General features: G+C 72.6%; 23 protein-coding genes. 11 read left to right on the top strand and 12 right to left on the bottom strand.

Annotated elements, in window-relative coordinates:
- The first annotated feature begins 38 nt into the window (after positions 1-38).
- Entirely contained in the window at positions 39-1,226 is a 1,188-nt protein-coding gene (locus ACYU8V_RS16380) for a flavin monoamine oxidase family protein (RefSeq protein WP_460848850.1), read from the top strand.
- Here the strand turns inward: ACYU8V_RS16380 and ACYU8V_RS16375 are convergent.
- Genes ACYU8V_RS16375 through ACYU8V_RS16355 form a run of 5 tightly spaced genes read right to left on the bottom strand, consistent with a single transcriptional unit; the run spans position 1,218 to position 6,811 of the window.
- On the bottom strand, positions 1,218-2,144 hold the full coding sequence (locus tag ACYU8V_RS16375) for an alpha/beta fold hydrolase (protein ID WP_460848849.1): 927 nt from the start codon (positions 2,142-2,144) through the stop codon (positions 1,218-1,220). The genes ACYU8V_RS16380 and ACYU8V_RS16375 overlap by 9 nt on opposite strands.
- Positions 2,141-3,610 carry a wax ester/triacylglycerol synthase family O-acyltransferase gene (locus ACYU8V_RS16370; RefSeq protein WP_460848848.1) on the bottom strand — a complete coding sequence of 490 codons (1,470 nt, stop codon included), beginning with the start codon at positions 3,608-3,610 and terminating at the stop codon, positions 2,141-2,143. Before ACYU8V_RS16370 ends, ACYU8V_RS16375 begins: the two co-directional genes overlap by 4 nt.
- Positions 3,607-5,211, bottom strand: a complete 1,605-nt coding sequence (locus ACYU8V_RS16365; protein ID WP_460848847.1) for an AMP-binding protein — start codon at positions 5,209-5,211, stop codon at positions 3,607-3,609. Before ACYU8V_RS16365 ends, ACYU8V_RS16370 begins: the two co-directional genes overlap by 4 nt.
- Positions 5,208-6,005 carry a lysophospholipid acyltransferase family protein gene (locus tag ACYU8V_RS16360; RefSeq protein ID WP_460848846.1) on the bottom strand — a complete coding sequence of 266 codons (798 nt, stop codon included), beginning with the start codon at positions 6,003-6,005 and terminating at the stop codon, positions 5,208-5,210. Before ACYU8V_RS16360 ends, ACYU8V_RS16365 begins: the two co-directional genes overlap by 4 nt.
- Positions 6,002-6,811 (bottom strand): esterase/lipase family protein, encoded by an 810-nt coding sequence (locus ACYU8V_RS16355; protein ID WP_460848844.1) that lies wholly within the window; start codon positions 6,809-6,811, stop codon positions 6,002-6,004. The genes ACYU8V_RS16360 and ACYU8V_RS16355 overlap by 4 nt, the downstream gene beginning before the upstream one ends.
- A gap of 169 nt (positions 6,812-6,980) precedes the next feature.
- Between ACYU8V_RS16355 and ACYU8V_RS16350 the strand changes: the two genes are divergently transcribed.
- A complete protein-coding gene (locus tag ACYU8V_RS16350) occupies positions 6,981-7,169 on the top strand; it encodes a hypothetical protein (protein ID WP_460848843.1) in 189 nt (62 codons plus the stop codon).
- A 3-nt stretch (positions 7,170-7,172) separates the two neighbouring features.
- Here ACYU8V_RS16350 and ACYU8V_RS16345 read toward each other — a convergent pair whose 3' ends face one another.
- On the bottom strand, positions 7,173-8,765 hold the full coding sequence (locus ACYU8V_RS16345; RefSeq protein ID WP_460848842.1) for a helicase HerA-like domain-containing protein: 1,593 nt from the start codon (positions 8,763-8,765) through the stop codon (positions 7,173-7,175).
- Between the two features lie 37 nt (positions 8,766-8,802).
- On the opposite strand from ACYU8V_RS16345, the gene ACYU8V_RS16340 reads away from it, so the two are divergent.
- The 5 genes from ACYU8V_RS16340 to ACYU8V_RS16320 all read left to right on the top strand — a co-directional run bounded on the left by ACYU8V_RS16340 (position 8,803) and on the right by ACYU8V_RS16320 (position 12,061).
- Positions 8,803-9,099 (top strand): type II toxin-antitoxin system VapB family antitoxin, encoded by a 297-nt coding sequence (locus ACYU8V_RS16340; RefSeq protein WP_460848841.1) that lies wholly within the window; start codon positions 8,803-8,805, stop codon positions 9,097-9,099.
- A 9-nt stretch (positions 9,100-9,108) separates the two neighbouring features.
- Entirely contained in the window at positions 9,109-9,630 is a 522-nt protein-coding gene (locus ACYU8V_RS16335) for a LytR C-terminal domain-containing protein (RefSeq protein ID WP_460848839.1), read from the top strand.
- Positions 9,631-9,727: 97 nt separating this feature from the next.
- Positions 9,728-11,404: a C2 family cysteine protease gene (locus tag ACYU8V_RS16330; protein ID WP_460848838.1), complete on the top strand. Its 1,677-nt coding sequence runs from the start codon at positions 9,728-9,730 to the stop codon at positions 11,402-11,404.
- Entirely contained in the window at positions 11,397-11,687 is a 291-nt protein-coding gene (locus ACYU8V_RS16325; protein WP_460848836.1) for a hypothetical protein, read from the top strand. The genes ACYU8V_RS16330 and ACYU8V_RS16325 overlap by 8 nt, the downstream gene beginning before the upstream one ends.
- Positions 11,684-12,061 (top strand): hypothetical protein, encoded by a 378-nt coding sequence (locus ACYU8V_RS16320; RefSeq protein WP_460848835.1) that lies wholly within the window; start codon positions 11,684-11,686, stop codon positions 12,059-12,061. Before ACYU8V_RS16325 ends, ACYU8V_RS16320 begins: the two co-directional genes overlap by 4 nt.
- Before the next feature lie 15 nt (positions 12,062-12,076).
- Here ACYU8V_RS16320 and ACYU8V_RS16315 read toward each other — a convergent pair whose 3' ends face one another.
- Entirely contained in the window at positions 12,077-13,582 is a 1,506-nt protein-coding gene (locus ACYU8V_RS16315; protein WP_460848833.1) for a potassium/proton antiporter, read from the bottom strand.
- 69 nt (positions 13,583-13,651) lie between these two features.
- Between ACYU8V_RS16315 and ACYU8V_RS16310 the strand changes: the two genes are divergently transcribed.
- Both ACYU8V_RS16310 and ACYU8V_RS16305 read left to right on the top strand, forming a co-directional pair.
- Positions 13,652-15,133 (top strand): FAD-binding protein, encoded by a 1,482-nt coding sequence (locus ACYU8V_RS16310; protein ID WP_460848832.1) that lies wholly within the window; start codon positions 13,652-13,654, stop codon positions 15,131-15,133.
- 70 nt (positions 15,134-15,203) lie between these two features.
- Positions 15,204-16,379, top strand: a complete 1,176-nt coding sequence (locus tag ACYU8V_RS16305) for an aminotransferase class I/II-fold pyridoxal phosphate-dependent enzyme (protein ID WP_460848831.1) — start codon at positions 15,204-15,206, stop codon at positions 16,377-16,379.
- 10 nt (positions 16,380-16,389) lie between these two features.
- Here ACYU8V_RS16305 and ACYU8V_RS16300 read toward each other — a convergent pair whose 3' ends face one another.
- On the bottom strand, positions 16,390-17,814 hold the full coding sequence (locus tag ACYU8V_RS16300; protein ID WP_460848829.1) for a vWA domain-containing protein: 1,425 nt from the start codon (positions 17,812-17,814) through the stop codon (positions 16,390-16,392).
- On the bottom strand, positions 17,811-18,680 hold the full coding sequence (locus ACYU8V_RS16295) for an AAA family ATPase (RefSeq protein WP_460848828.1): 870 nt from the start codon (positions 18,678-18,680) through the stop codon (positions 17,811-17,813). Before ACYU8V_RS16295 ends, ACYU8V_RS16300 begins: the two co-directional genes overlap by 4 nt.
- Before the next feature lie 185 nt (positions 18,681-18,865).
- On the opposite strand from ACYU8V_RS16295, the gene ACYU8V_RS16290 reads away from it, so the two are divergent.
- Positions 18,866-19,228 carry a hypothetical protein gene (locus ACYU8V_RS16290; RefSeq protein WP_460848827.1) on the top strand — a complete coding sequence of 121 codons (363 nt, stop codon included), beginning with the start codon at positions 18,866-18,868 and terminating at the stop codon, positions 19,226-19,228.
- 40 nt (positions 19,229-19,268) lie between these two features.
- Positions 19,269-19,565, top strand: a complete 297-nt coding sequence (locus ACYU8V_RS16285; RefSeq protein ID WP_460848826.1) for a metal-sensitive transcriptional regulator — start codon at positions 19,269-19,271, stop codon at positions 19,563-19,565.
- Here the strand turns inward: ACYU8V_RS16285 and ACYU8V_RS16280 are convergent.
- Genes ACYU8V_RS16280 through ACYU8V_RS16270 form a run of 3 tightly spaced genes read right to left on the bottom strand, consistent with a single transcriptional unit; the run spans position 19,562 to position 22,066 of the window.
- Positions 19,562-20,335, bottom strand: coding sequence for a hypothetical protein (locus ACYU8V_RS16280; RefSeq protein ID WP_460848824.1), 774 nt, complete (start codon positions 20,333-20,335; stop codon positions 19,562-19,564). The two genes, ACYU8V_RS16285 and ACYU8V_RS16280, sit on opposite strands and share 4 nt — an antisense overlap.
- A gap of 1 nt (position 20,336) precedes the next feature.
- Positions 20,337-21,143 carry an ABC transporter permease gene (locus tag ACYU8V_RS16275; protein ID WP_460848822.1) on the bottom strand — a complete coding sequence of 269 codons (807 nt, stop codon included), beginning with the start codon at positions 21,141-21,143 and terminating at the stop codon, positions 20,337-20,339.
- Complete coding sequence (locus ACYU8V_RS16270; RefSeq protein WP_460848821.1) at positions 21,140-22,066, bottom strand: ABC transporter ATP-binding protein; 927 nt, start codon at positions 22,064-22,066, stop codon at positions 21,140-21,142. Before ACYU8V_RS16270 ends, ACYU8V_RS16275 begins: the two co-directional genes overlap by 4 nt.
- Positions 22,067-22,101 lie beyond the last annotated feature (35 nt).

Below are 22,101 nucleotides of genomic sequence, written 5' to 3'. Positions count from 1 at the left end.
GGCTGTTCTCGGCGGCCGACTTCGCCGATACTCGGCAGATGAGGATCGTGGTTGTCGGTGCCGGCCTGGCCGGGCTCGCTGCGGCCTGGACCGCGTCCGCCGACGGCCACGACGTGACCGTGCTCGAGGCCCGCGACCGCGTCGGCGGCCGCACGTGGTCCCACGAGATCGCCCCCGGTGTCGTGGTCGAGCGCGGCGGCGAGTGGATCGACGCCGACCAGCACACCATCCGCCGGTTCTGCGCGGACCTCGGGCTGCCGATCGCCCCGCACGGCGTCAGCTTCCACCGCCGGATGGTCCGCGGTCGGCTGCCCGGCCTGGACGAGCTCGAAAGCACCCTCGAGGCCGTCAGCAAGGAGATCCCGCCCGAGGACTGCTCGGTGAGCGAGGCGTTCGAGGCGGCTCTCGGTGAGCGGTACGCCGAGGACCCGGCCTACCTGCGGATCGTGACCTCGACCGCGGGCGACCCGGCCCGGGCGAGCGCGCGCTTCCACGTCGCGCGCGCCGAGGCGGCCGGGATCGACGGCGCCGGGCGGGTCGTCGGCGGCAACCAGCAGATCAGCCAGGAGCTCGCGCACCGGCTCGGATCGGTCCGTCTCGGAGCCGCGGTGACGACCATCGGCGGCGACGGCGTCGGGCTCGCCGACGGCAGCACCGTGCCGGCGGACCGGGTCGTGGTCGCCGTACCTCTCGCTCTGCTGGACACCCTCGCCTGGACCGACGGGTTCCCCGACCGGTGGCGCGAGGGCCTGGCGCACGTCGCCACCGGCACGGCCGCGAAGCTGTCGCTGCCCGCCACGCGCAACCGTGCGCGCGGGGTCCAGCACCCGCAGCACGCGTGGTGGGCCTGGAACTCCCTGGACTACTCCGGCCGGGCCGGCCTGGCAGCGGTCTCCGCCTTCGCGGGCGGCGACGCCGCGCGCACCGCGCTCGGCGTCGAGCACGGCCCGGAACGCTGGACCGAGGAGGTCCGCACGCTGCGCCACGACCTCCGGCTGCGGCCCGAGCACGCCCTGCTCACCGACTGGGCGAGCGAGCCCTGGACCGCGGGCGGCTACTCCCACGTCCTGGTCGGCCACACCGAGACCGCGAACGCGCTGCTCACCGAGCCGGTCGGCACCGTGGTGCTGGCGGGCGAGTACACCGACCCCGAGGACTCCGGCACCATGAACGGCGCCTTGGCCAGCGGGGTCCGGGCCGCCCGGTCCCTCGGGTCGTCAGGCTGAGCGGTCGGAAAACGCCTCGCTCAACCTGACGACCTCGTCGATGAGGTCGAGGAACACCGGCCGCCAGCGGTCCAGGTCGAAGATCAGCGAGGTGTGACCGCCCGGCGACTCCCGCACGACCGCGTCCGGGATCCGGCCCGCCAGCTCGCGCTGCCGCGCGGTCGGGATCGCGTGGTCGCGGGCCGTTACCAGCACCCCGGTCGGTACGCCGACCGCACCGATCCACCCCGTCGAGTCGAACCGCCCCAGCTCGGCCATGACGACCGGCAGCGACCACAGGCTGGTGGTGCGCAGCTCGGCCAGGCACCAGTCGCGCAGGGCCAGCTCGGCGACAGGCGGGGCGACGCCCTCCAGGTGGGCTCCCACCCGGTCGGCGGCGACCTCGGCCAGCCCGAGGTTCAGGGCGCGCAGGGTCGCGAAGAAGATCCGCTCCCCCAGGTGCCCCTGCCACTGGGCGGCGGTGGAGCAGAGCACCAGCCCGGCGACCCGGTCCGGGTGCCGGTGCCACAGCACCTGGGCGCTCGCGCCGCCCATCGAGTAGCCGACGACCACCGCCCTGGCGATGCCGAGCGCGTCGAGGACGGCGACGCCGTCGTCCGCGCAGTCGTCGAGCGAGAAGCCCGCCGAGCGGATGCCGCGCCCGTGCCAGCGCTGGTCGAAGGTCACCACCCGGTAGCGCTCCGCGAGCTCGGCGAGGACCGCGAACCAGGTCAGCGGCCCGGTGGTCGCGATGCCGTGCATGAGCAGCAGCACGGGCGCGTCCGGGGACGGGCCCGGCAGGTCCACGACGTACGTCGTCCCCCGGCCCGGCAGTTCGAGAGGTACGCCGGCGGGCGGCACGGCCACGTCCGGCACCGCGCCCTCGGTGAGCCGCCGGAACCCGTCCAGCGCGTAGCGGCCGAGGAGCTGGAAGGTCATGCACTCTCCTGCGAGTCGGTGGAGCCGGCGCGATCCGGGGAGCCCGCGGTGGAGCCGGGCTCGGGCGATCCGAGCAGCTCGGCCAGCGCGGCGGGCAGCAGCCCGGCCAGCACCTGCACGTCCGGCATCAGGTCCGGGCAGGCGAGCAGCGAGAAGTTCATCCGGTCGACGTAGGACCACACGGTGACGTTGAGGCCGATGCCCTCGGTGAGCGGCCCGACGCTGAACACGTCGGCGAGCTGGGCGCCGGCGATCTTCACCCGCTCGCGCGGGCCCGGGACGTTGGACACGATCGCGTTGAACGCGGGCGGGTGGAAGCGCGCGCCGCGGATCCGCGAGTAGCCGCGCACCGCGGCCGCGAACGGCGCCGGCGGGCTGAACTGCGACCACTCCATCAGCGCCGACCCGAGCGTCTGCGAGATGGCCTTCGCGTGCCGGGTCGTCGTCGAGATCGCCTGCAGCCGCGCGGCGGGGTCGTCGATGTCGGTGGCGAGCGTGGTGAACAGGTTGGACACGTTGTTGCCCATCAGTCGCGGCTCGACGCCCGGCGCGTCGAGGCCGACCGGGACGCCGGCGAGCAGCGAGGAGCGCGGGTTCTCGTCGTGCAGGTCCAGCCACCGGCGCAGCGCACCGGAGACCACGCCGAGCACGACGTCGTTGAGGGTCAGGCCCGCGATGTCGGCGTGCACCGAGCGCACCCGCTTCAGGTCGGCGATCGGCATGCTGGCCGTCGCGAAGCTGCGGCGCGGGGTGAGCGGGCCGTTGAAGGAGGTCCGCGGCGCGTCCTTGACCGGCAGCGGCACACTGCCGTCCATCCCCCGGCGGTAGCGCAGGACCGCCCGCAGCCGCGTGAAGGTGCTGGCGATCAGCCGCGGGAACACCAGCAGCTGCCGCGCCCCGTCGCGGAGCGCGTGCCGCACGAGCAGGCTGCGGCTCGGGTCCTCGGCGCCGTCGTCGTCCTCGACGTAGACACCGGTCCGGGTGTCGGTCGAGCTGACGTCCATGATGTTGGCGAGCATCGCGTTGGCGGCCAGCCCGTCGGCCATCGCGTGGTGGATCTTGCCGACGATCGCCACCCTGCCGTCGGCCAGGCCCTCGCAGAGGTGCAGCTCCCACAGCGGCACCCGGCGATCCAGCGGGGTGCTGCAGATCCGGCCGATCAGCCGCTCCAGCTCGCGCATCGAGCCGTCCCCGCCGACCCGGTGCCGGAAGAAGTGCCGCCCCGGGTCGATGGTCCGCTGCGTCACGAGCACCGGGTGGTGCAGCCCGAACGGCACCGGCACCACGCGACGCCGCATCGCCGGCAGCATCCGCAGCCGCTCGGTCATCAGCGGCACGAGCCGCGCGAAGGTGTTGTCCGGCGACGCCTCGAGGATTGCGATCTTGAGGGTGTGCATGTGCATCGTCGGGGTCTCGAGATAGAGGAACCCCGCGTCCCCACCCGGCATCCGTGCGATCGCGCTCATGCCGACACCCCCGGCAGCTCCCGTACGACGACCTTGCCCGACGCGTTGCGCGGCAGCTCCTCCAGCAGTACGACGTCGCGCGGCACCTTGTAGCCGGCGAGCCGTGACCGCACGTGGCCCCGCACCGCCTCCGGGTCGACGGCACCGGCACCGACCGGGACGACGTACGCCGCCAGCCGCTGGCCGTACGCCGCGTCGGCGACCCCCACGACGACGACCTCGCGCACCTCGGGGAGCTCGCCGATGGCCCGCTCGACCTCGACCGGGTAGACGTTCTCGCCGCCCGACACGATCATGTCGTCGTCGCGGCCGACGACGAAGAGGCGGCCCTCCGCGTCGAGCCGGCCGACGTCGCCGGACACCATGTAGCCGTCCAGCGACTCCTTGCCGCCGCCGGCCGTGTAGCCGTCGAACTCCGACGCGCCGCGGACCAGGATCCGGCCCACCTCCCCGGTCGGGACGTCGCGCCCCAGGTCATCGACGAGCCGCAGCGTCGTGCCCCGCACCGGCCGCCCGGCCGTGTCCGGCGCGTGCCGCAGGTCCGCCGGCGACGCGACGCTGATCTGGCCGGCCTCGGTGGCGTTGTAGCTGTTGTAGACCACGTCGTCGAAGCGGTCCATGAACGCGATGACCGCCTCGCCGCGCATCCGCGAGCCGCTCGCGGACACGAAGCGCACCGAGGCCAGCGAGTAGCGGTCGAGCACCGACGAGGGCAGCTCCATGATCCGCTCGAGCATCACCGGCACCAGCGCGATCCCGGCCGCTCCGTGCCGGTCGGCGAGCGCGAGCGTGGCCTCCGGGTCGAAGCGCCGCCGCAGCACGACCGTGCAGGACATGGTCGCCGCGATCACCAGCTGCCCGAAGCCCCAGGCGTGGAAGGTCGGCGCGGCCACCACGACGGTCTCGCGGGCGCGCCACGGGATCCGCTCCAGCATCGCGGCCAGCTCCTCGGGCCCGCCGCCGCTGCGGCTGGCGCCCTTGGGCGTCCCGGTCGTGCCGGAGGTCAGGAGCACCACCCGACCCGGCGCGACCACGGGCGCCGTCTCGCCGCGGTGCGCGTCGATCACGGCGTCGACGGTCGCGCCGGACTGCGGGGAGTCGACCCAGGCGACGACCTCGGTCAGCCCAGGGATCCGCGACCGCGCCTCGGCGACCAGCCCCGCGAACTCCTCGTCGTACACGATCAGCGAGCCCTGCTCGCGCTCCAGCACGTCGGCCAGCTGGGCCCCGGAGAACCCGGTGTTCAGCAGCAGCGCCGGTACGCCGAGCCGGCCGGCCGCCAGCAGCGCGTCGACGAAGCCGCGGTGGTTGCGGCACAGGATCGCCACCGACGCCGGCTTCGCTCCCGCGACCGCCACCAAGCCCACCGCCAGCGCGTCGGCCCGCTCCTGGATCTGGTGCCAGGTCAGCGCCCCGCGCTCGTCGATCAGCCCGATCGCGTCGGGGCAGCGGTTGGCGGCGAGCGCGAAGCCGGTCGTGGCGTGCGGGCCGTAGCGGCGCAGGATGCGGGCCATCCCGGCGTACCGGTCGGGGCGCATCGGGCCGATCATCCCGCTGCGCAGCAGGTGACCGGTCGACCAGAGCTGGGTCCGCAGGCTCATCCGAGCACCGGCAGCTTCCGCTCGCGCGCGAGCCGGTCGAGGGCGTCCTGCATCCGGCCGCGCACGACCTCGTCGATCTCGGCCACGGCGGCATCGTCCGGTTCCGGCCCGAAGTCCGCCGGGTCGATCGGGTCGAGCACCTCGGTCACGATCTTGGTGGGCAGCGGGACGTTGCCGACACCGGCCGGCATCAGCCCGAACGGGAACCCGAAGGTCAGCGGCAGCAGGTCGGTCCGCATCACCTTGCGCAAGGGCGAGAGCCGGCCGAGCCACTGCCCGCGGGTGATATGGAACTGGGCCTCCTGGCCGCCGATCGACACCACCGGCACGATCGGTACGCCGGCGCGGATCGCCGTGCGGACGTAGCCGGTGCGCCCGGCGAAGTCGATCCGGTTGGCCTTGAGCGTCGGGCGGAAGGTGTCGTAGTCACCGCCGGGGAAGACGATGGTGACCGCACCGGACTCCAGCACCTCGTGGGCGCTGGCGCGGTCGGCCGGCACGAAGCCGAACTTGCGGAAGAAGGGGCCGGCGACACCGGTGAACAGCATGTCGTGGGCCAGGCAGTACAGCGGCCGCTCGGCGCCAAACTGCTCGGCGAAGGCCACGGCGATGATCGGCACGTCCATCGCGAGCATGCCGCCGGAGTGGTTGCCGACCATCAGCGCGCCGCCCTCAGGCACCCGCTCCATGCCGCGCACCCTGGACCGGAAGTAGCCCTTCATCGCGACCTTGAGCAGGGGCAGCGCCGCGGCGATGTACGCCGGGTCGCGCTCCTCCAGCGCCCCGCCCGTCATGCCCCGACCCACTTCCGGGCGAGCGTGGTGCGCCAGGAGAACCCCCGCCAGTCCGCGGGGTCCTGGCAGAGCCGGTCGACGACGACGTCGAGCACGAGCGGGTTCGCCACCATGCCGACGTGGCTGCTCGGCACCTCCACGTTCTCGGCCGGCGGCGCGGTCGCGGGCTCGACCGCACACCCGCGCCACGGCACGATGCCGTCGGTCCGCGACCAGACCGCCGTGCAGGGGACCGGCACCGGGCCGCGCAGCAGGTCGACCATCGGGCGCGCCCGGTCGGAGATGCCGTGCTTGCGCCGCGAGCGCTCGAACATCGCGGTGGCACGGGTCCTCTCGCCGTCGGCCCGCCAGGGCGAGCCGAGACACACGACCTGCCGGACGTCGTCGGGATAGGTGTGGGCGAGCCAGCGGGCGAGCACCCCGCCGAAGCTCCATCCCACGATGCTGATCGGCTCGTCGTACTGCTCGCGCAGGGACTCGAACCGCTCGATGAGGCCGTCCACGAGGTCGTCGGTGAGGCCGATGTTGGCGCCCTGGCCCCAGCCGTGGACCCGGAAGCCGTGGCGCTTGAGGTGGCCGCGCAGCCGTCCGGTCATGCCGTCGGTGGCCCGGAAGCCCGGGATCACCAGGACCGGGCGGCCCTCGCCGCTCGGCCGGCGCGGCGCGACCGCGTCGACGACCTTGGAGGCGGTGAGCTCGCCGACGACGCGCGGCAGCTCCAGCAGCGTCAGGGCGCGGTGCGGTGCACCGCCACGCCGGTCGGCCCCGTCGGCCCGGCCGGCCTTCTCACCCTCGAAGTCGTACATCGGTCCCCCACTGCGGCAGCTCGAAACAAGAACACGTTCTAGTTTTGAGTATGCGGGAGTTCGCGGCGTCGCGCCAGCCCACGGCCACGTGAGCGGGCTCACGGGCCGCGTCACCGAGCGGTAACCCGCGCTCAATCTGCCGGTACGACGGCGCGCGCACCCTGGATCCATGAACGAGAACACCGCACAGCACCAGGGATCCGAGCCCACCCCGATCGACGAGCGGGTCGCCCGCCGCGCCGCCCTGCGCGAGAAGCACACCCAGGGCCTCGCCAAGCTGATGGGCGAGCGCAGCGACCTGCGCGGCGTCCACGCGCTCGCCGACTTCGTCGACGAGTCGCTCCGCTGGACCGCCTGACCGCTAGCGCCGGCCGGTCTTGAACATGCCCCGCGCGACCTCGGACGCGGCGGTGCGCATGAACTGCTTGAACGCCGACGACTTCACGACGCTCATCACGATCTCGCCGGCCTGCTCGCCCTTCGACGGGCCGGCGGGAGCGGGCGGGGCGGGAGCGGGCGCAGGAGCCTGACCCGCGGGCGCCTCCTGGGCCTTGGCGGCACCCTCCTCCAGCTTCTTGGCGAGGATCTCGCGGGCGGACTCGCGGTCCACGACCTCGCCGTACTTCGCGGCCAGCGGGCTGGCCTTCACCGCGGCCGCCATCGCGTCGGCGGCGTTCGGGCCCATCAGCGACTCGGGCGCCCGCAGCCGGGTCCAGGCGACCGGCGTCGGCGCCCCGCGCTCGTCCATGACCGTCACGATCGCCTCGCCGATGCCGAGGCCGGTGATGACCGCGCCGAGGTCGGCGTACGCGCTGTTGGGGTAGGTGCTCACCGTGGCCTTGAGCGCCTTGGCGTCGTTGGGGGTGTGCGCGCGGAGCTGGTGCTGGACGCGCGAGGCGAGCTGCGCCAGCACGTCGTCCGGTACGTCGGTCGGCGACTGGGTCACGAAGAAGACGCCCACGCCCTTGGAGCGGATCAGCCGCACGGTCTGGGCGATCTGGTCCAGGAAGTCCTTCGAGGCGTCGTGGAAGAGCAGGTGCGCCTCGTCGAAGAAGAAGACCAGCTTGGGCTTGTCGGAGTCGCCGACCTCGGGCAGGTCGTGGAAAAGGTCGGCGAGCAGCCACATCAGGAAGGTCGAGAAGACCGCCGGCTTGTCCTGCAGGTTCGGCAGCTCGACGAGGTTGATGACGCCCTTGCCGTCGGGCGTGACCGCGAGCAGGTCGGCGGAGGCGAACTCGGGCTCGCCGAAGAACGCGTCGGCGCCCTGGTCGCCGAAGGCGATGAGCTCGCGCAGGATCACGCCGGCCGTGGCCGACGAGAGCCCGCCGAGGTCCTTGAGGTCCGCCTTGCCCTCGTCACTGGTCAGGTGCTGGACGACGGCGCGCAGGTCGGCCAGGTCGAGCAGCGGCAGGCCGGCCTGGTCGGCGTAGTGGAACACCAGCCCCAGCGAGGACTCCTGGGTCTCGTTGAGGCCCAGGACGCGCGAGAGCAGGAGCGGGCCGAAGGCCGAGACCGTCACCCGGATGGGTACGCCGGTGCCCTGCCCGCCCAGCGCGAAGTACTCCACCGGGAAGCCCTTCGCCTGCCAGTCCTGGCCCACCGACCTGGCCCGCTCGGTCAGCTTGTCGCTGCTCTCGCCCGGGACGGCGAGGCCGGACAGGTCGCCCTTGATGTCGGCGGCGAAGACCGGCACGCCGGCCGCGGAGATCTGCTCGGCGAGCAGCTGCAGGGTCTTGGTCTTGCCGGTGCCGGTCGCGCCGGCGACGAGGCCGTGCCGGTTGAGCATCGCGAGCGGGATCCGGATGTGGGTGCCGGTCAACGTCGTGGCGTCGACCATCAGGCCGCCGAGCTCGAGGGCGGCGCCCTGGAACTGGTAGCCGGGGGCCACGGCGGCCTCGATCGGGTTCGCGGCCGGCGTGGTGGCCGGGGTCGCGGGCGTCTGCGCGTCGGTCATGGCGCACAGCGTAGAGCCGGGAACGTAGAATCCGACGGTGATCTTCAAGCGGGTGGGGGACGGCCGGCCGTACCCCGAGCACGGGCTGTCGGCGAAGGCCTGGGCCCAGGTCCCGCCGCGCCAGGTCCGCCTGGACGAGCTGGTCACGACCAAGGACACCCTGCAGCTGTCGTCCCTGCTCGACGAGGACTCCACGTTCTTCGGCGACCTGTTCGCCCACGTGGTCCTCTGGCAGGGCGAGTACTACCTCGAGGACGGCCTGCACCGTGCGCTCCGCGCGGCCCTGCAGCAACGCAATGTGCTGCACGCGCGTGTCGTGCGGATGGAGGGGTAGGACTCCCGCATGGATCTGCAGACCAGCAGTCGGTCGACTGCGACGATCGGCGTGCTCGCGCTCGTCCTGGTGCTCGCCACCGCCTGGGCCTGGCACAAGGTGACCGCGCCCTTCCCGACCAGCACGGTCGCCGCCGTGCCGATCTGCCAGGACACCACGGTGGCGGCGGGTGAGCGCGTCCGGCCGCGGATGGTGCTGGTCAACGTCCTCAACGCCGGCACCACGGTCGGCCTGGCCCAGAGCACCCAGGCCAAGCTGGCCGACTTCGGCTTCGCCGCGGGCAAGCGGGGCAACACTCCGCACGTGCGCAAGGCGCTGACCGCGGAGATCTGGACCGACAACCCCAAGGGCGCGGCCACCGAGCTGGTGGCGTCCTACCTCGGCTCCGACGTGCGCGTCGTCCACCGCTACTCCGACTACCCCGGCATCACCGTGGTGGTCGGCGACGCCTTCGGCAAGGTGCAGCAGGGCCTCCCGTCCCTCCGGGCCGCGGCCGACACGACCGTGTGCGAGCCGACCGCCGACTACTGATCGCGCTCTCCGCGTTTGAGTGCGTGGTTCGCCGGACATCGTCACCAGGTACGGCGCGCCCCGGCGCCGTGCGTCTCGGTACCGGTGGAGGACGTCCGTGGCATCGCCGTTCGAAGACTTCCGCGATCTGCACGGGAGCACCCCGCAGGCCATCCTCGAGGCGGCGAACCTGCCCAGCGCGCACGCCCAGCAGCTGGCCCAGCTCGGCAAGGACCTGCTGACCGACGCCCGGCGCAGCGACGCGGCCACCGTCGGCGACCTCCAGCAGATCCGGCAGGTCCCCGCGGACGCGGCCGGGCACGCCACCCGGCTCAGCTGCGCCGGCGAGCTCGCGGCCGCCTGCCTGCGCCGGTTCGGCACCTCCGCGCAGACCTTCGACCAGCAGGTCGAGGCGCTGAACACCGACGTGGCGGCAGCGCCGTACCTCGCGATGCTCGACCCCAGGAACTGGGGCCACGAGGACCAGCTCGACCCGGTGCACATCCGCAGCGAGAAGAAGGCGGCGCTGCAGGGCACCTACGAGAAGTACGTCGCCCAGCTCGACGCCAGCGCCGCCTCGACCGCGCTGCTGCTGAAGTCGGACCCGAACGACCGCAACGTGATCAGGACCCTGTTCCGCGAGGGCTTCATCCCGCTGGCGGCGATCTCGGACTGGCCCTCGCTCGGGCTGACCAGCGGCGACTACGCCGCCTACTACAAGGCCGTGCTGGCCGGGCTGCCGCCCGACGTACAGGCGCGGATCCAGAAGGCGCTCGGCGACCTGAAGTCGGCCTCCGGCGGCTCGAAGCCGTACCTGGACCCCGCGCTGCTCGAGGCCCTCGACGGCCTGTCGCCCAGCGAGGCCGGCATCGTCGTCGGCCTGATGAGCGATGAGGACCTGGATCGCTTCAACACCGCGCTGGGCAAGTCGGGGTGGCCGCTCGGCGGCCTGACGACCGACCAGCGGATCGCGCTGGCGAACCTGCTGCTGCCGACGCTGCCCCTGTTCGAGGCCCAGCGGCTCTCCCAGCACCTCACCGAGATCCAGCCGGTGATGAGCGGCACGGAGGGGTCAGGCAACGAGGACCAGAAGGATCTGCACTGGAAGTGGGTCGACGGCGAGCTGATCCCCTACGGCTCCACCGATCCCTCCCAGATCCAGCAGGGCGACCTCGGCGACTGCTGGTTCCTGGCGGGCCTGGGGGCGCAGGTGCACGCTGACCCGTCCTTCGTGCAGGACCACGTGCACGACAACGGCAACGGCACCTACACGGTGACCTTCTACCGCGACGGCGAGCCCACGAAGGTCACCGTCGACTCCGCCCTGCCCACCAACAGCTGGGACCAGACCGCGTTCACCCATGATCCGGGTGGCGGCAAGTGGGTGCAGATCTACGAGAAGGCCTACGCGCAGTACAACGGCGGCTACAGCTCCATCGAGGGCGGGTACGGCGACCACGCCCTCAAGGACCTGACCGGCGAGCACGCCGCCAAGCACGATGACGACGACTACTCCGCATCCGACCTGCAGAGCCTGTTGGCCTCAGGCCACGCGATCACCGCCGGCAGCGACAGCCACCACAGCGGCTTCCTGTGGCTGCACAGCGACGAGACCTTCCCCGACCACCACGACCTCGTGACCAGCCACGAGTACGTCGTGGTGAGCGCGGGCGACGGCAAGGTCACCCTGCGCAACCCGTGGGGATCGAACCAGGAGGGGATCCCGGACGAGGTCACCCTCAGCGAGGATGACTTCCACCAGCACTTCGGCGAGGTGAGCGTGGGAGATGAGTGAGAGCACGATGCCCGAGCAGACACCGGGCAGCACCCGGATCATCCAGGGCCACCAGGTGACCGACCGGCACGGCTGCCGCTTCGGCGTACTCGACTTCAACCCCGACACCACCGACCCCGCCCTCGCGCTGCTGGTCCGCGGCCCCGACGGGGCCGTCGTCGGGCGCCCCGTCTGCCGTGCCGGCGTGGAGCTCGCATGCGGGCAGGGCCGGTGGCACGTCGCGCAGGTGCGGACCGAGGACAAGGTGTACGTCGACCTCCTGCCGGTCGAGGAGGACCGATGAGCGGCCCGCGCGCGGCCGTGCTCGCGACCCTCCTCCTGCTGGTGCTGACCGGCTGCGGCAACGGTGGCGGCGGCGTACCCGACTTCCAGCCCGCGCCCGGCAAGGTCCGGGTGACACCGGCGCCGGCCAGCGGCGGCCGCAACGTGACCCGACCGGCCAACGTAACCGTCGGCGGCACGCCGGTGCTCGTGGTGCTCCGCGACGTGACCGACGGCCGCGCCTCGCTCGCCATCACCCCGCGGCCCACCGACCCGGAGCCGGGCCGCTCGGCCCTGGCCACGCTGGGCTCGGGTCAATCGACGCGGGTCGCCGGCCTGACCGTGACGGTCGACGGCATCTGGGGCGACACCGTCGACGTCGAGGTCACGCACTGACCCACCGGTGGTGGGCTAGTGCTCCTGCTGGTCCCCCACCCACTGCGCGAGGCGGCCGTGCAGGCTGACCGCGCGCAACCGGCGCTCGGTGTCCTCCCGCAGCCGGCGCGGGGTCACCACGATCAGGTCGTCCCCGTGGCGCAGGGAGGTACGCCGCTCCGGCACCATCGTCTCGCCGTCGCGCACCACCATCGACACGTTCGCCCCCACGGGCAGGCGCAGCTCGCCCACCTCGACGCCGTGCAGCTTCGAGACCGGGCTGATGGTGACCACCAGCAGGTCCGCCGCCACCCGGTCCAGCGGCGCGGCCTCGACGTCGATGCCCCGCGGCTCGGAGCGACGGGCCACCCGGAGCACCCGCGCGACCCAGGGCAGCGTCGGCGCCGTCACCAGGGTGTCGATCACGACCAGCACGAAGACCACGTCGAAGAGCCGGGTCGCGCCCGGGACCGCCTCCGCCAGCGGGATCGTCGCCAGCACGATCGGCACCGCTCCGCGCAGCCCGGCCCAGGACAGGAAGCCCAGCTCGGCCCAGGGCATCGGCCGCACGACCGAGCTGATCACGACCGACAGCGGGCGGGCCACGACGGTGAGCACGATCCCGACCACCAGCGCGGTGCCGACCGTGCCCCAGGAGATCCGGCCGGGCGACAGCAGCAGGCCGAGCATCACGAACAGGCCGATCTGGGCCAGCCAGGCGAGCCCCTCGACGAAGGACCGCGTCACGGCCCGGTGCGGGAGGTCGGTGTTGCCGAGGACGAGTGCGGCGACGTACACCGCCGCGAAGCCGCTGGCGTGGACGGCCGTGGCGGCGCCGTACCCGATCAGGGTCAGGCAGAGGACCGCGATCGGGTAGAGGCCGGAGGACGGGAGCGCGGCGCGGCGCATCACCCACGCGCCGCCGACGCCGGCGGCGAGGCCGATGACGACGCCCGCGACCAGCTCGTAGACGACGATCCCCGTCGTGCCGAGCTGGCCGTGCTGGCCGACCGCACCCGAAGACACCAGGGTCACCAGGACCACGGTCGGCGCGTCGTTGAGGCCCGACTCGGCCTCGAGCGTGCCGGTGATCCGCTTCGGCAGCGGGACCACGCGCAGCACCGAGAACACCGCCGCCGCGTCGGTGGGCGAGCAGACCGCACCGAGCAGCACCGCGAGCTCCCAGGAGAACCCGAGCAGGAAGTGGGCGCCGACCGCGACCACCCCGATCGAGATCAGGACGCCCACGGTCGCCAGGGAGAGCCCCATCCGCATCGCCGGGCGCGCCTCGCGCCAGCTCGTGGTCAGGCCGCCCTCGGCGAGGATGATCGCGAGGGCCGCGAAGCCGAGGGCGTGCGCGAGCTCGGCGTTCTCGAAGGCGATGCCGAATCCGGACTCCCCCAGCACGACGCCCATCAGCAGGTAGAGCAGCAGGCTGGGCAGGCCGGCGCGCGAGGAGATCCGCACGGCCAGCACCGCCAGGAGGGTGACGGACGCCCCGACCAGCACGAACGAGTCGAGCTGGTGGACATCGAAGGTCACGGTCACTCGGCTTTCGTCGGGTGGCAGGGCTCCTAGTCTATCGGTAGAACATGTTCTACATTTGCTGTCATGACCGCACCCGGCCTCGCCGTCCCCGCCACCGTCCCGGAGAGCGAGCTGCCCGCCGAGGCGCCGTCGTACGACGTCGTGGTGGTGGGCTTCGGCATCGCCGGCGGCTGCGCGGCCCTCGAGGCGGCGCGGGCGGGCGCGCGGGTGCTGCTGCTGGAGCGCGCTGCCGTGCACGGCGGGACGTCCTCGATGTCGGGCGGCCATTTCTACCTGGGCGGCGGTACGCCGGTACAGGTCGCCACCGGGCATCCCGACTCCGTCGAGGCGATGGTCGACTACCTGGTCGCGTCCACGAAGGACCCCGACAAGGACAAGATCCGCGCCTACTGCGAGGGATCGGTCGAGCACTTCGCGTGGCTGGAGGCCCTCGGCTTCGAGTTCGAGCGGTCCTTCTACCCGGAGAAGGCCGTCATCCAGCCCGGCACCCAGGGTCTGATGTTCACCGGCAACGAGAAGGTGTGGCCGTTCCGGGAGCAGGTCCCGCCGGCGCCCCGCGGCCACAAGGTGCCGGTGCCCGGCGACACCGAGGGCACCCGGATCGTCATGGACCTGCTGCGGCAGCGCGTCGAGGAGGCCGGGGTCGAGGTGCGCTTCGAGACCGGCGCGACCAACCTGGTGGTGTCGGACGACGGCTCCGTCGTCGGCCTGGCGTGGCGGTCCTTCGAGGAGACCGGGATGGTCCGCGCCGGCGCCGTGGTGATCGCCGCGGGCGGCTTCGTGATGAACCCGGACATGGTGGCCCGCCACACCCCGGCCCTCGGCTCGAAGCTGTTCACCCTCGGATCGACGTACGACGACGGGTTGGGCATCCGCCTCGGCGAGTCCGTCGGCGCGGCCCTGGAGAACATGGACGAGCCGTTCATCACCGCTCCGTTCTACCCGCCGTCCTCGCTGGTGAAGGGGCTGATCGTCAACCGCGAGGGGCAGCGGTTCGTGAGCGAGGACAGCTACCACGCGCGGACCTCGCACGCCGTGATGCAGCAGCCCGGGCAGTCGGCGTACCTCATCGTCGACAGCGCGCACTACGGCGAGTCGCAGATGCCGCTGGTGCCGCTCAAGGACGGCTACGAGACCGTCGAGGAGATGGAGGCCGGCCTCGGCCTGCCCGCGGGCTCGCTGGTCGCCACCATGGCCCGCTACAACGAGCACGCCGCGCGCGGCGAGGACCCCGACCTGCACAAGCACCCCGACTGGCTCGCGCCGCAGACCCAGGGCCCGTGGGCGGTGCTGGACCTGACCCTCGGCGTCGCCCTGTACGCCGGCTTCACCCTCGGCGGCATCTCGGTCAGCGTGGACGGCGAGGCGCGGCGACCCGACGGCTCGGTCATCCCCGGCCTGTACGCCGCCGGCGCCTGCGCCTCGAACATCGCCCAGGACGGTGCGGGCTACTGCTCGGGCACCCAGCTCGGCGAGGGCTCGTTCTTCGGCCGGCGGGCGGGCCTGCACGCCGCGAGTTCTGGCGTCGGGTCCCGCGAATCCTGACTTCTGGTCGACCCAAACCCTGGCTTCGGTCGACCAGAAGTCTGAACTCGCGTAGATCTAGGCTGGCTGAGTGATCTCCCGTCTCGCCGCCGCCCAGCGGGCGAACGTCCCGCCGTTCCACGTCATGGACCTGCTGGCGGCCGCGGCCGAGCGCGCCCGCACGCACGGCGACCTGGTCAACCTGTGCGCGGGCCAGCCCTCCACCGGCGCCCCGACCCCGGTCGTGGCGGAGGCGACGCGGCTGCTGGGCTCCGGCGACCCGCTGGGCTACACGCCCGCGGTCGGGATCGCCGAGCTGCGGGAGGCGGTGGCCGGCCACTACGGCCGGTGGTACGACCTCGACGTCGACCCGGACTCCGTCGTCCTCACCACCGGCAGCAGCGGCGGCTTCCTGCTGGCCTTCCTGGCCGCGTGCGAGGCGGGCGATCGGGTGGCGATCGCGCGGCCGGGCTACCCCTGCTACCGCAACGTGCTGGCCGCCCTCGGCTGCGAGGTCGTGGAGATCGACGCCGGCCCCGCCACGCGCTTCCAGCCGACCGTCGCGCAGCTGGAGGCGGCCCACGCCGCCACGCCCCTGACCGCGCTGGTCGTGGCCAGCCCGGCGAACCCGACCGGCACCATGCTGCTGCCCGAGGAGCTCGCCGCGATCGCGGCGTGGTGCGCGTCGGCCGGGGTCCAGCTGATCTCCGACGAGATCTACCACGGCATCTCCTACGGCGGCGCCGGCTCGCGCGACCACAGCGCCTGGGAGACCAGCCGCGAGGCGGTCGTGTTCGGCTCGTTCTCCAAGTACTTCTCGATGACCGGCTGGCGGCTCGGCTGGATGCTCGCCCCGGAGCGGCTGCGCCGCGCGGTCGACGTCCTCACCGGCAACTTCTCCATCTGCCCGCCGGTGCTGGCCCAGCGCGCGGCGATCGCGGCGTTCACCGAGGCGTCGTACGCCGAGCTGGACAGCCACGTGCAGCGCTACGCCCACAACCGCGAGCTCCTGCTCGACGGCCTGCGCGGCCTGGGGATCACGTGGCTCGCCCCCGCCGACGGCGCCTTCTACGTCTACGCCGACGTCGGCCACCTCACCGAGGACTCGATGGCCTTCGCCCACTCGCTGCTGGCCCGCTCCGGAGTCGCCGTCGCCACCGGCATCGACTTCGACACCGCCGTCGGCAACCGCTTCCTGCGGTTCAGCTTCGCAGGGACCACCGCCGACATCGAGGAGGGCCTGGCCCGCCTGGGGACCGCCCTGTAGATCCCTTGCGTCAGACCAGGTCGTGGACGAAGTCGCTGAGCTGCTCGAGGTTGCGGCACTCGATCATCTCGACGATCTTGCTGTACGTCGGGGCCGCGGAGTCGCCCGTGCCCCAGTTGCGCTGGTGCTCGGGGTTGAGCCAGTAGGCCCGGCGCACCGAGCCGACGAGCCGGCGCAGCGTCTCCTCGTGCAGGTCGCTGTAGTTGCTGCGGGCGTCGCCGAGGATGAGGAGCGTGGTCTTCGGGGTCAGCGTGTCGGCGAAGCCCTCGTGGAACTTGCCGAAGGCGCGGCCGTAATTGGTCCGGCCCCACAGCGCGGCGTGCGCGGTGCTGGCGGCGAGGTCGGTGAGCACGTCGGCCGGGTCCGCGCCCGGGCGGAAGTACGGCGTCACCTCGTGCACGTGGTCGATGAAGGTGAACGCCCGCATCGACGCGAAGGCCTCGCGCAGGGCGAACATCAGCAGCAGGGTGAACTGCGCGAAGTTCGCGACCGAGCCGCTCACGTCGCACAGCACCACCAGGTCGGTGCGGTGCGGCCGCTTGGGCTTGTGGTGGGTGCTGATGGGTACGCCGCCGGTGGCGATCGAGGCGCGGACGGTACGCCGGAAGTCGAGCGGCCCGCGCCGCCGCGAGTGCTGCTCCTTGGCGAGCCGGACCGCGAGTCGCCGCGCGAGCGGGAAGATCTCCCGGCGCATCTCCTCCAGGTCCGACTTCCGCGCCGACATGAACGCGAGCTTGTCGATGCTGGGCCGGATCGCGACGTCGGCGATGTGGTCCGGCCCCTTCTCCTCGGCGATCCGGCGGCGGGCGTCGGCCTCGACCTGACCGGTGAACGTCCCGATCCGCTGGTTCGCGACCCGCTCGGCGGACTCCCGGTCCATCTCCCCCAGCAGCCCCTGCGCGATCTGGTCGATCAGCTCCTGGGGCGCCACCCGCTGCAGGGCCGTGTACGCCGACCACGACGACATCCCCGGGCCACGACCCGGCATCGCGCCGAACCGGCCGACCATCTCGGCAGCCATGCGGCGCATCTGCTCGTCGTCGTACTCCTCGGCCTGCAGCTCCTCGGCGAGCCGGTCGCGGAACTCCCGCAGCGCCTGCGCGTCGAGGGTGGTCGACGTGTCGCGCTCCTCGTCCTCCGCGTCCACGCCACCCGCTCCCGACGACGCCCCCGCGGCCCCGTCCCCCACCAGCGCGGGGAAGTAGACGTCGAAGAGCGCGTCGAAGGTGGTGCGGTGCGACTGCTTCTTCAGCAGGGTTGCCGCCAGCGCGTCGTGGACGGTCTCGCGCGAGCCCCACCCGATCGCCGACAGCGCCGCGACCGCGTCGAGGTCCTCGGCCAGCGAGACCGACAGCCCGGCCCCGCGCAGCGCGTGCACGAACCCGAGGTGCCGGTCGAGCAGACCGGACCCGGCGGGCTCGGGGCGGACGGTCACCGCGACGCCTTGAGCCGGAGCTCCTTGATCGCCCGCTCGTGGTCGGACTGGTGCTTGAGGACCGCGCCCAGCGTCGAGGCGATCGCGGCCTCGTCGAGGTTGCGGATCTCCAGGGCGATCAGCGTGCGCGCCCAGTCGACGGACTCCGCGATCGAGGGCGCCTTCTTCAGCTCGAGCTCGCGCAGCCGGCCGACGGTCGCGACCAGCTGCTCGGCGATCGCGTCGTCCAGGTCGGGCACCTGCGCCTGCAGGATCTCCCGCTCGCGGTGCGCGTCGGGGTAGTCCAGGTGCAGGTAGAGGCAGCGGCGCTTGACGGCCTCGGACAGCTCGCGCGAGGCATTCGAGGTGAGGACCACGAACGGCCGCCGCGTCGCCTCGACGGTGCCGAGCTCGGGGATGGTCACCTGGAAGTCGCTGAGCACCTCCAACAGCAGGCCCTCGACCTCGATGTCGGTCTTGTCGACCTCGTCGATGAGCAGCACCGTCGGCTCCTCGCGCCGGATCGCGGTCAGCAGCGGCCGGGTCAGCAGGAACTCGTCGGTGAAGATCGCGTCGTGGGTCTCGCTCCAGACCTGGTCGTGGTTGACCGCCTGGATCGCGAGCAGCTGCTTCTTGTAGTTCCACTCGTACAGCGCGCGCGCCTCGTCGAGGCCCTCGTAGCACTGCAGCCGGATCAGCTCCGCGCCCGTCGCCCGCGATACCGCCTTGGCCAGCTCGGTCTTGCCGACGCCGGCCGGCCCCTCGAGCAGGAGCGGCTTCTCCAGGCTCCCGGCGAGGTACGCCGTCGTGGCGGTCGCCGCGTCGGCGAGGTAGCCGGCCGCGGTCAGTCGATCGGCGGCATCGGCAGGGGAGGCGAACCAGGTCATGGCCCCATCCTGCCAACACCGCGGGCGACCCGTGTTCCAGGTGGTCCCGGTGGTGCGGGTGGGGGTAGATCACACCCGAACAGCCGTGATCTCGCGTGACCAGGACCGCTGCGCGTCGTTGAGATCCATGTCCGGCCCCCGCACCCCGCGCACCAGCGCTGACCACATGAGAGAACGAGGTTGCCGTGACTGTTGTGCCCGTCTCGGGCCGCCCTCTCTGGGCGACCCTGGCGCTCTCCGCACGCACCGCCCTGACGACCGGGGCGCTGGTCCTGCTGTTCGGCCTCGGTGCGGTCAGCGTGATCGCGCAGCCGCCCGCGCACCCTCAGGAGCTCGGCCTCTCGGCCCGCCCGCTGGGCCACATGATGACGAAGAACCGCTGCTCCTACACCGGCTTCGACTCCTCGGTGATCCCGAGCAAGGCCATCGTCCGCGACACGACCGGACGCAACCGCCTGGTCAGCTTCGACGACGGCTGGGACGTGTTCACCGGGAAGAAGACCGGCGAGCTCGTCGCCGTGTGCCTCGGCCCGGAGCACGCGGGCTGACGCACCCTCCGACATACCACCCCGGGGTATCCTGGGCGGCGTGAGCGAGGAACACCAGCACGGCTACTCCGCCGAGCGCGACGCCTTCCTGAAGCGGCTGCGCCGGATCGAGGGCCAGGTCCGCGGCCTGCACCGGATGGTGGAGGAGGACCAGTACTGCATCGACATCCTCACCCAGGTCAGCGCCACCACGAAGGCGCTCCAGTCGGTCGCCCTGGGCCTGCTGGAGGACCACCTCGAGCACTGCGTCGCGGATGCTGCCCGCAGCGGCGGCCCCGAGGCCGACGCGAAGATGAAGGAGGCGGTCGACGCCATCGCCCGGCTGGTGCGCAGCTAGCGCTGCACCGTCACGTCTGTGGGTGACGGCAGCACCTCGCCCTTCCCGCGCACCGTGTAGGTCACGCCCGTGGCGCCCGCGGGCAGCGCGCCCGGGAAGGTCAGCTGGGCCGTGGCGGTCTCGGTGATCGCGAAGTCGGCGGACCCGAGCGACGTACCTCCGGCCACTGCGGTGACCGTGCCCGTGCACCCGCCCGCACCCGGCCCGCAGAGCAGGTCGACGCCGACGTGCCCGGACGCGTCGGGCGTCACGGTGGTGTTGGTGATCTTGAGCTCCGGCACATAGGTCACCCCGTTCGGGGTGTTGTCGCCCTCGGGGTCCAGGCACCCGTCGAACTCGTACGCCGGGTTCGCGACCGTGCGCCCCGAGGCGTCGGTGATCGTCTGGTAGCCCACCAGCGACGAGGGCGCGCCGACGGTGAAGCAGCCGTTGGTGTGCACGGTGACCTCGAGTTTGCCGTAGCCCGCGGACGGCATCGGGACGCTGGGGTCGTTCCACTTGGCCAGGCAGACCCAGGTGGTGCCGGGGCCCGACTGGGGGATCCCGGGGCCCTTGTCGCAGTAGGTCTTCGTGCCCATGCTCGCCGGGGTCACGCCCTGGTGCCCGAGCAGCGTCGCCTCGCGGGCGTAGACGTTGTCGAACGCGGCCGTGACCGCGTCCTCGAGCCGGGGGCGGGTGATCGCGCTGCCCCCGCCGGTGGCGATGGCGACTCCCGCCAGCCCGCAGGCGAGCAGGAGCACGATGGCGAAGGTGGTGATGATGCGGCGCATGTCAGCCTCCGGTGATGTCGCGACGGCGGACGATGGTCCAGGACAGGGCGAGCGCGAGCACGGTCCAGCCCGCGCTCGCGATCAGGCCGTGCACGAGCGGCCCGAAGAACTGTGGCGCGGTGAGGAAGCCGTGCCAGGACTCGAAGGCCGTGCTGGGCAGGTAGGGCCGCAGGGCCTCGGCCCCGCCCATCGCCCCGACCAGCTGCAGCACGAAGCCGAGCACGACCGGGCCGGCGATGCCGATGGCCGCGTTGCGCGACCACGCCGACAGCAGGATGGCCAGGGCGGTGAAGGCGATGACCGGCGGCACCGCGTTGAGCCAGGAGTACGCCGCCAGCCGCCAGGCCTCCGACGCCGGGATGAGCTGCCCGGTCAGGCCGGTCAGCGCGCCGTGGCCGCCGACCAGCACGCTCGTCACGATCGTCGAGGCCCCGAGCACGAGCACCGCGAGGACACCGAACCCGACCGCCGCGATGGTCTTCGCCGAGAACACCGAGGTGCGGCTCACCGATCGGGTGAGGATCGTCTTCCAGGTCCCGTGGTGGTCCTCGCTGGCGAAGATGTCGCCGGCGACGATCGCGGTGAGCAGCGGCAGCACCCACTGGGCGGCGTACCCGAGGACGAGCAGCGCGAGCGCGAAGCCGTTGGTGGTGGCGTAGCGGCCGAACAGCGTGTCCTTGGGCGGGTTGCCCTGGGCGTGGATCGCGAGCGCGATCGGCAGCGGCGCGATGAGCGCCCCCACCAGCACGCACCGGGTCCGCCACTGGGCGGCGAGCTTGCGCAGCTCGAAGGTCAGCGCGGCCCTCATCGGCCCTCCTCCGGGTCGGCGTCGGTCAGCATGAAGAACAGGTGCTCCAAGGGGGTCTGCAGCGGGGTCAGCTCGCGCAGCTCGATCCCCGCGTGCACCAGTGCGGCGACGTACCCCGAGATCGCGTGCTCGGGTCCGACGGCGGTGAGCCCGTGGGTATCGGGGTCGCGCGTGACGGTGACGTCGGCCGGCCGGAGCCCGGGCGCCGCAGCGTCGTCGCTGGTGCGCAGCGTGTAGCCGGGATCGGGAGCCATCTCCCGCAGCGCGTCGACGGTGCCGTGGAAGGCCACCTTGCCGCGGCTCATGATGGTGACGTTGTCGCAGATCTCCTCGACCTCGTCCATGTGGTGCGAGCTGAGAAGGACGCTGAGGCCGCTCGCGGCGAGCGACTTGACCAGCGCCCGCATGTCGCGGATGCCGCCGGGGTCGAGGCCGTTGGCGGGCTCGTCGAGGACGAGCAGCTTGGGTTCGCGCAGCAGGCACGCCGCCACCCCGAGCCGCTGCCGCATGCCGTAGGAGTAGCCGCCCACCTTGCGGTCGGCGCGGTCGGCCAGGTCCACGATCGCGAGGACCTCGTCGACGAGACCGTCGCGCACCCCGCCGTCGAGCCTGGCGAGGCCCTCGAGGTTCTGCCGCCCGGTGAGGTAGGGGTAGAACCTCGGGCTCTCGATGAACCCGGCGACCCCCTCCATCATCGCGACCCCGTCGTTGTCCCAGGTCCGTCCGAAGACGGTGATCTCCCCCGCGTCCGGCCGGATCAGGCCGAACAGCATCCGCAGGAAGGTGGTCTTGCCGGCGCCGTTCGGCCCGAGCACGCCGTACACCTCGCCGGCCGCGACCTGGATCGAGATGTCGTCGACGGCGAGCACCGAGCCGAAGCTCTTGGTGACACCGACGGCGTCCACCGCTGGTTGTGTGGTCATGCCCGCGAACGTAGGGCCGCCGGGATGAGGGGAGC

It is taken from the genome of Nocardioides ultimimeridianus (genome assembly GCF_054777895.1).
This window is presented reverse-complemented; position numbering and strand designations above follow the sequence as displayed.

What these genes read in the sequence shown, in the direction of transcription:
- ACYU8V_RS16380 (WP_460848850.1), top strand. Translation starts at nt 39, where the DNA reads ATGAGGATCGTGGTTGTCGGTGCCGGCCTGGCCGGGCTCGCTGCGGCC.
- ACYU8V_RS16375 (WP_460848849.1), bottom strand. Translation starts at nt 2,144, where the DNA reads ATGACCTTCCAGCTCCTCGGCCGCTACGCGCTGGACGGGTTCCGGCGG.
- ACYU8V_RS16370 (WP_460848848.1), bottom strand. Translation starts at nt 3,610, where the DNA reads ATGAGCGCGATCGCACGGATGCCGGGTGGGGACGCGGGGTTCCTCTAT.
- ACYU8V_RS16365 (WP_460848847.1), bottom strand. Translation starts at nt 5,211, where the DNA reads ATGAGCCTGCGGACCCAGCTCTGGTCGACCGGTCACCTGCTGCGCAGC.
- ACYU8V_RS16360 (WP_460848846.1), bottom strand. Translation starts at nt 6,005, where the DNA reads ATGACGGGCGGGGCGCTGGAGGAGCGCGACCCGGCGTACATCGCCGCG.
- ACYU8V_RS16355 (WP_460848844.1), bottom strand. Translation starts at nt 6,811, where the DNA reads ATGTACGACTTCGAGGGTGAGAAGGCCGGCCGGGCCGACGGGGCCGAC.
- ACYU8V_RS16350 (WP_460848843.1), top strand. Translation starts at nt 6,981, where the DNA reads ATGAACGAGAACACCGCACAGCACCAGGGATCCGAGCCCACCCCGATC.
- ACYU8V_RS16345 (WP_460848842.1), bottom strand. Translation starts at nt 8,765, where the DNA reads ATGACCGACGCGCAGACGCCCGCGACCCCGGCCACCACGCCGGCCGCG.
- ACYU8V_RS16335 (WP_460848839.1), top strand. Translation starts at nt 9,109, where the DNA reads ATGGATCTGCAGACCAGCAGTCGGTCGACTGCGACGATCGGCGTGCTC.
- ACYU8V_RS16325 (WP_460848836.1), top strand. Translation starts at nt 11,397, where the DNA reads ATGAGTGAGAGCACGATGCCCGAGCAGACACCGGGCAGCACCCGGATC.
- ACYU8V_RS16320 (WP_460848835.1), top strand. Translation starts at nt 11,684, where the DNA reads ATGAGCGGCCCGCGCGCGGCCGTGCTCGCGACCCTCCTCCTGCTGGTG.
- ACYU8V_RS16310 (WP_460848832.1), top strand. Translation starts at nt 13,652, where the DNA reads ATGACCGCACCCGGCCTCGCCGTCCCCGCCACCGTCCCGGAGAGCGAG.
- ACYU8V_RS16295 (WP_460848828.1), bottom strand. Translation starts at nt 18,680, where the DNA reads ATGACCTGGTTCGCCTCCCCTGCCGATGCCGCCGATCGACTGACCGCG.
- ACYU8V_RS16280 (WP_460848824.1), bottom strand. Translation starts at nt 20,335, where the DNA reads ATGCGCCGCATCATCACCACCTTCGCCATCGTGCTCCTGCTCGCCTGC.
- ACYU8V_RS16275 (WP_460848822.1), bottom strand. Translation starts at nt 21,143, where the DNA reads ATGAGGGCCGCGCTGACCTTCGAGCTGCGCAAGCTCGCCGCCCAGTGG.
- ACYU8V_RS16270 (WP_460848821.1), bottom strand. Translation starts at nt 22,066, where the DNA reads ATGACCACACAACCAGCGGTGGACGCCGTCGGTGTCACCAAGAGCTTC.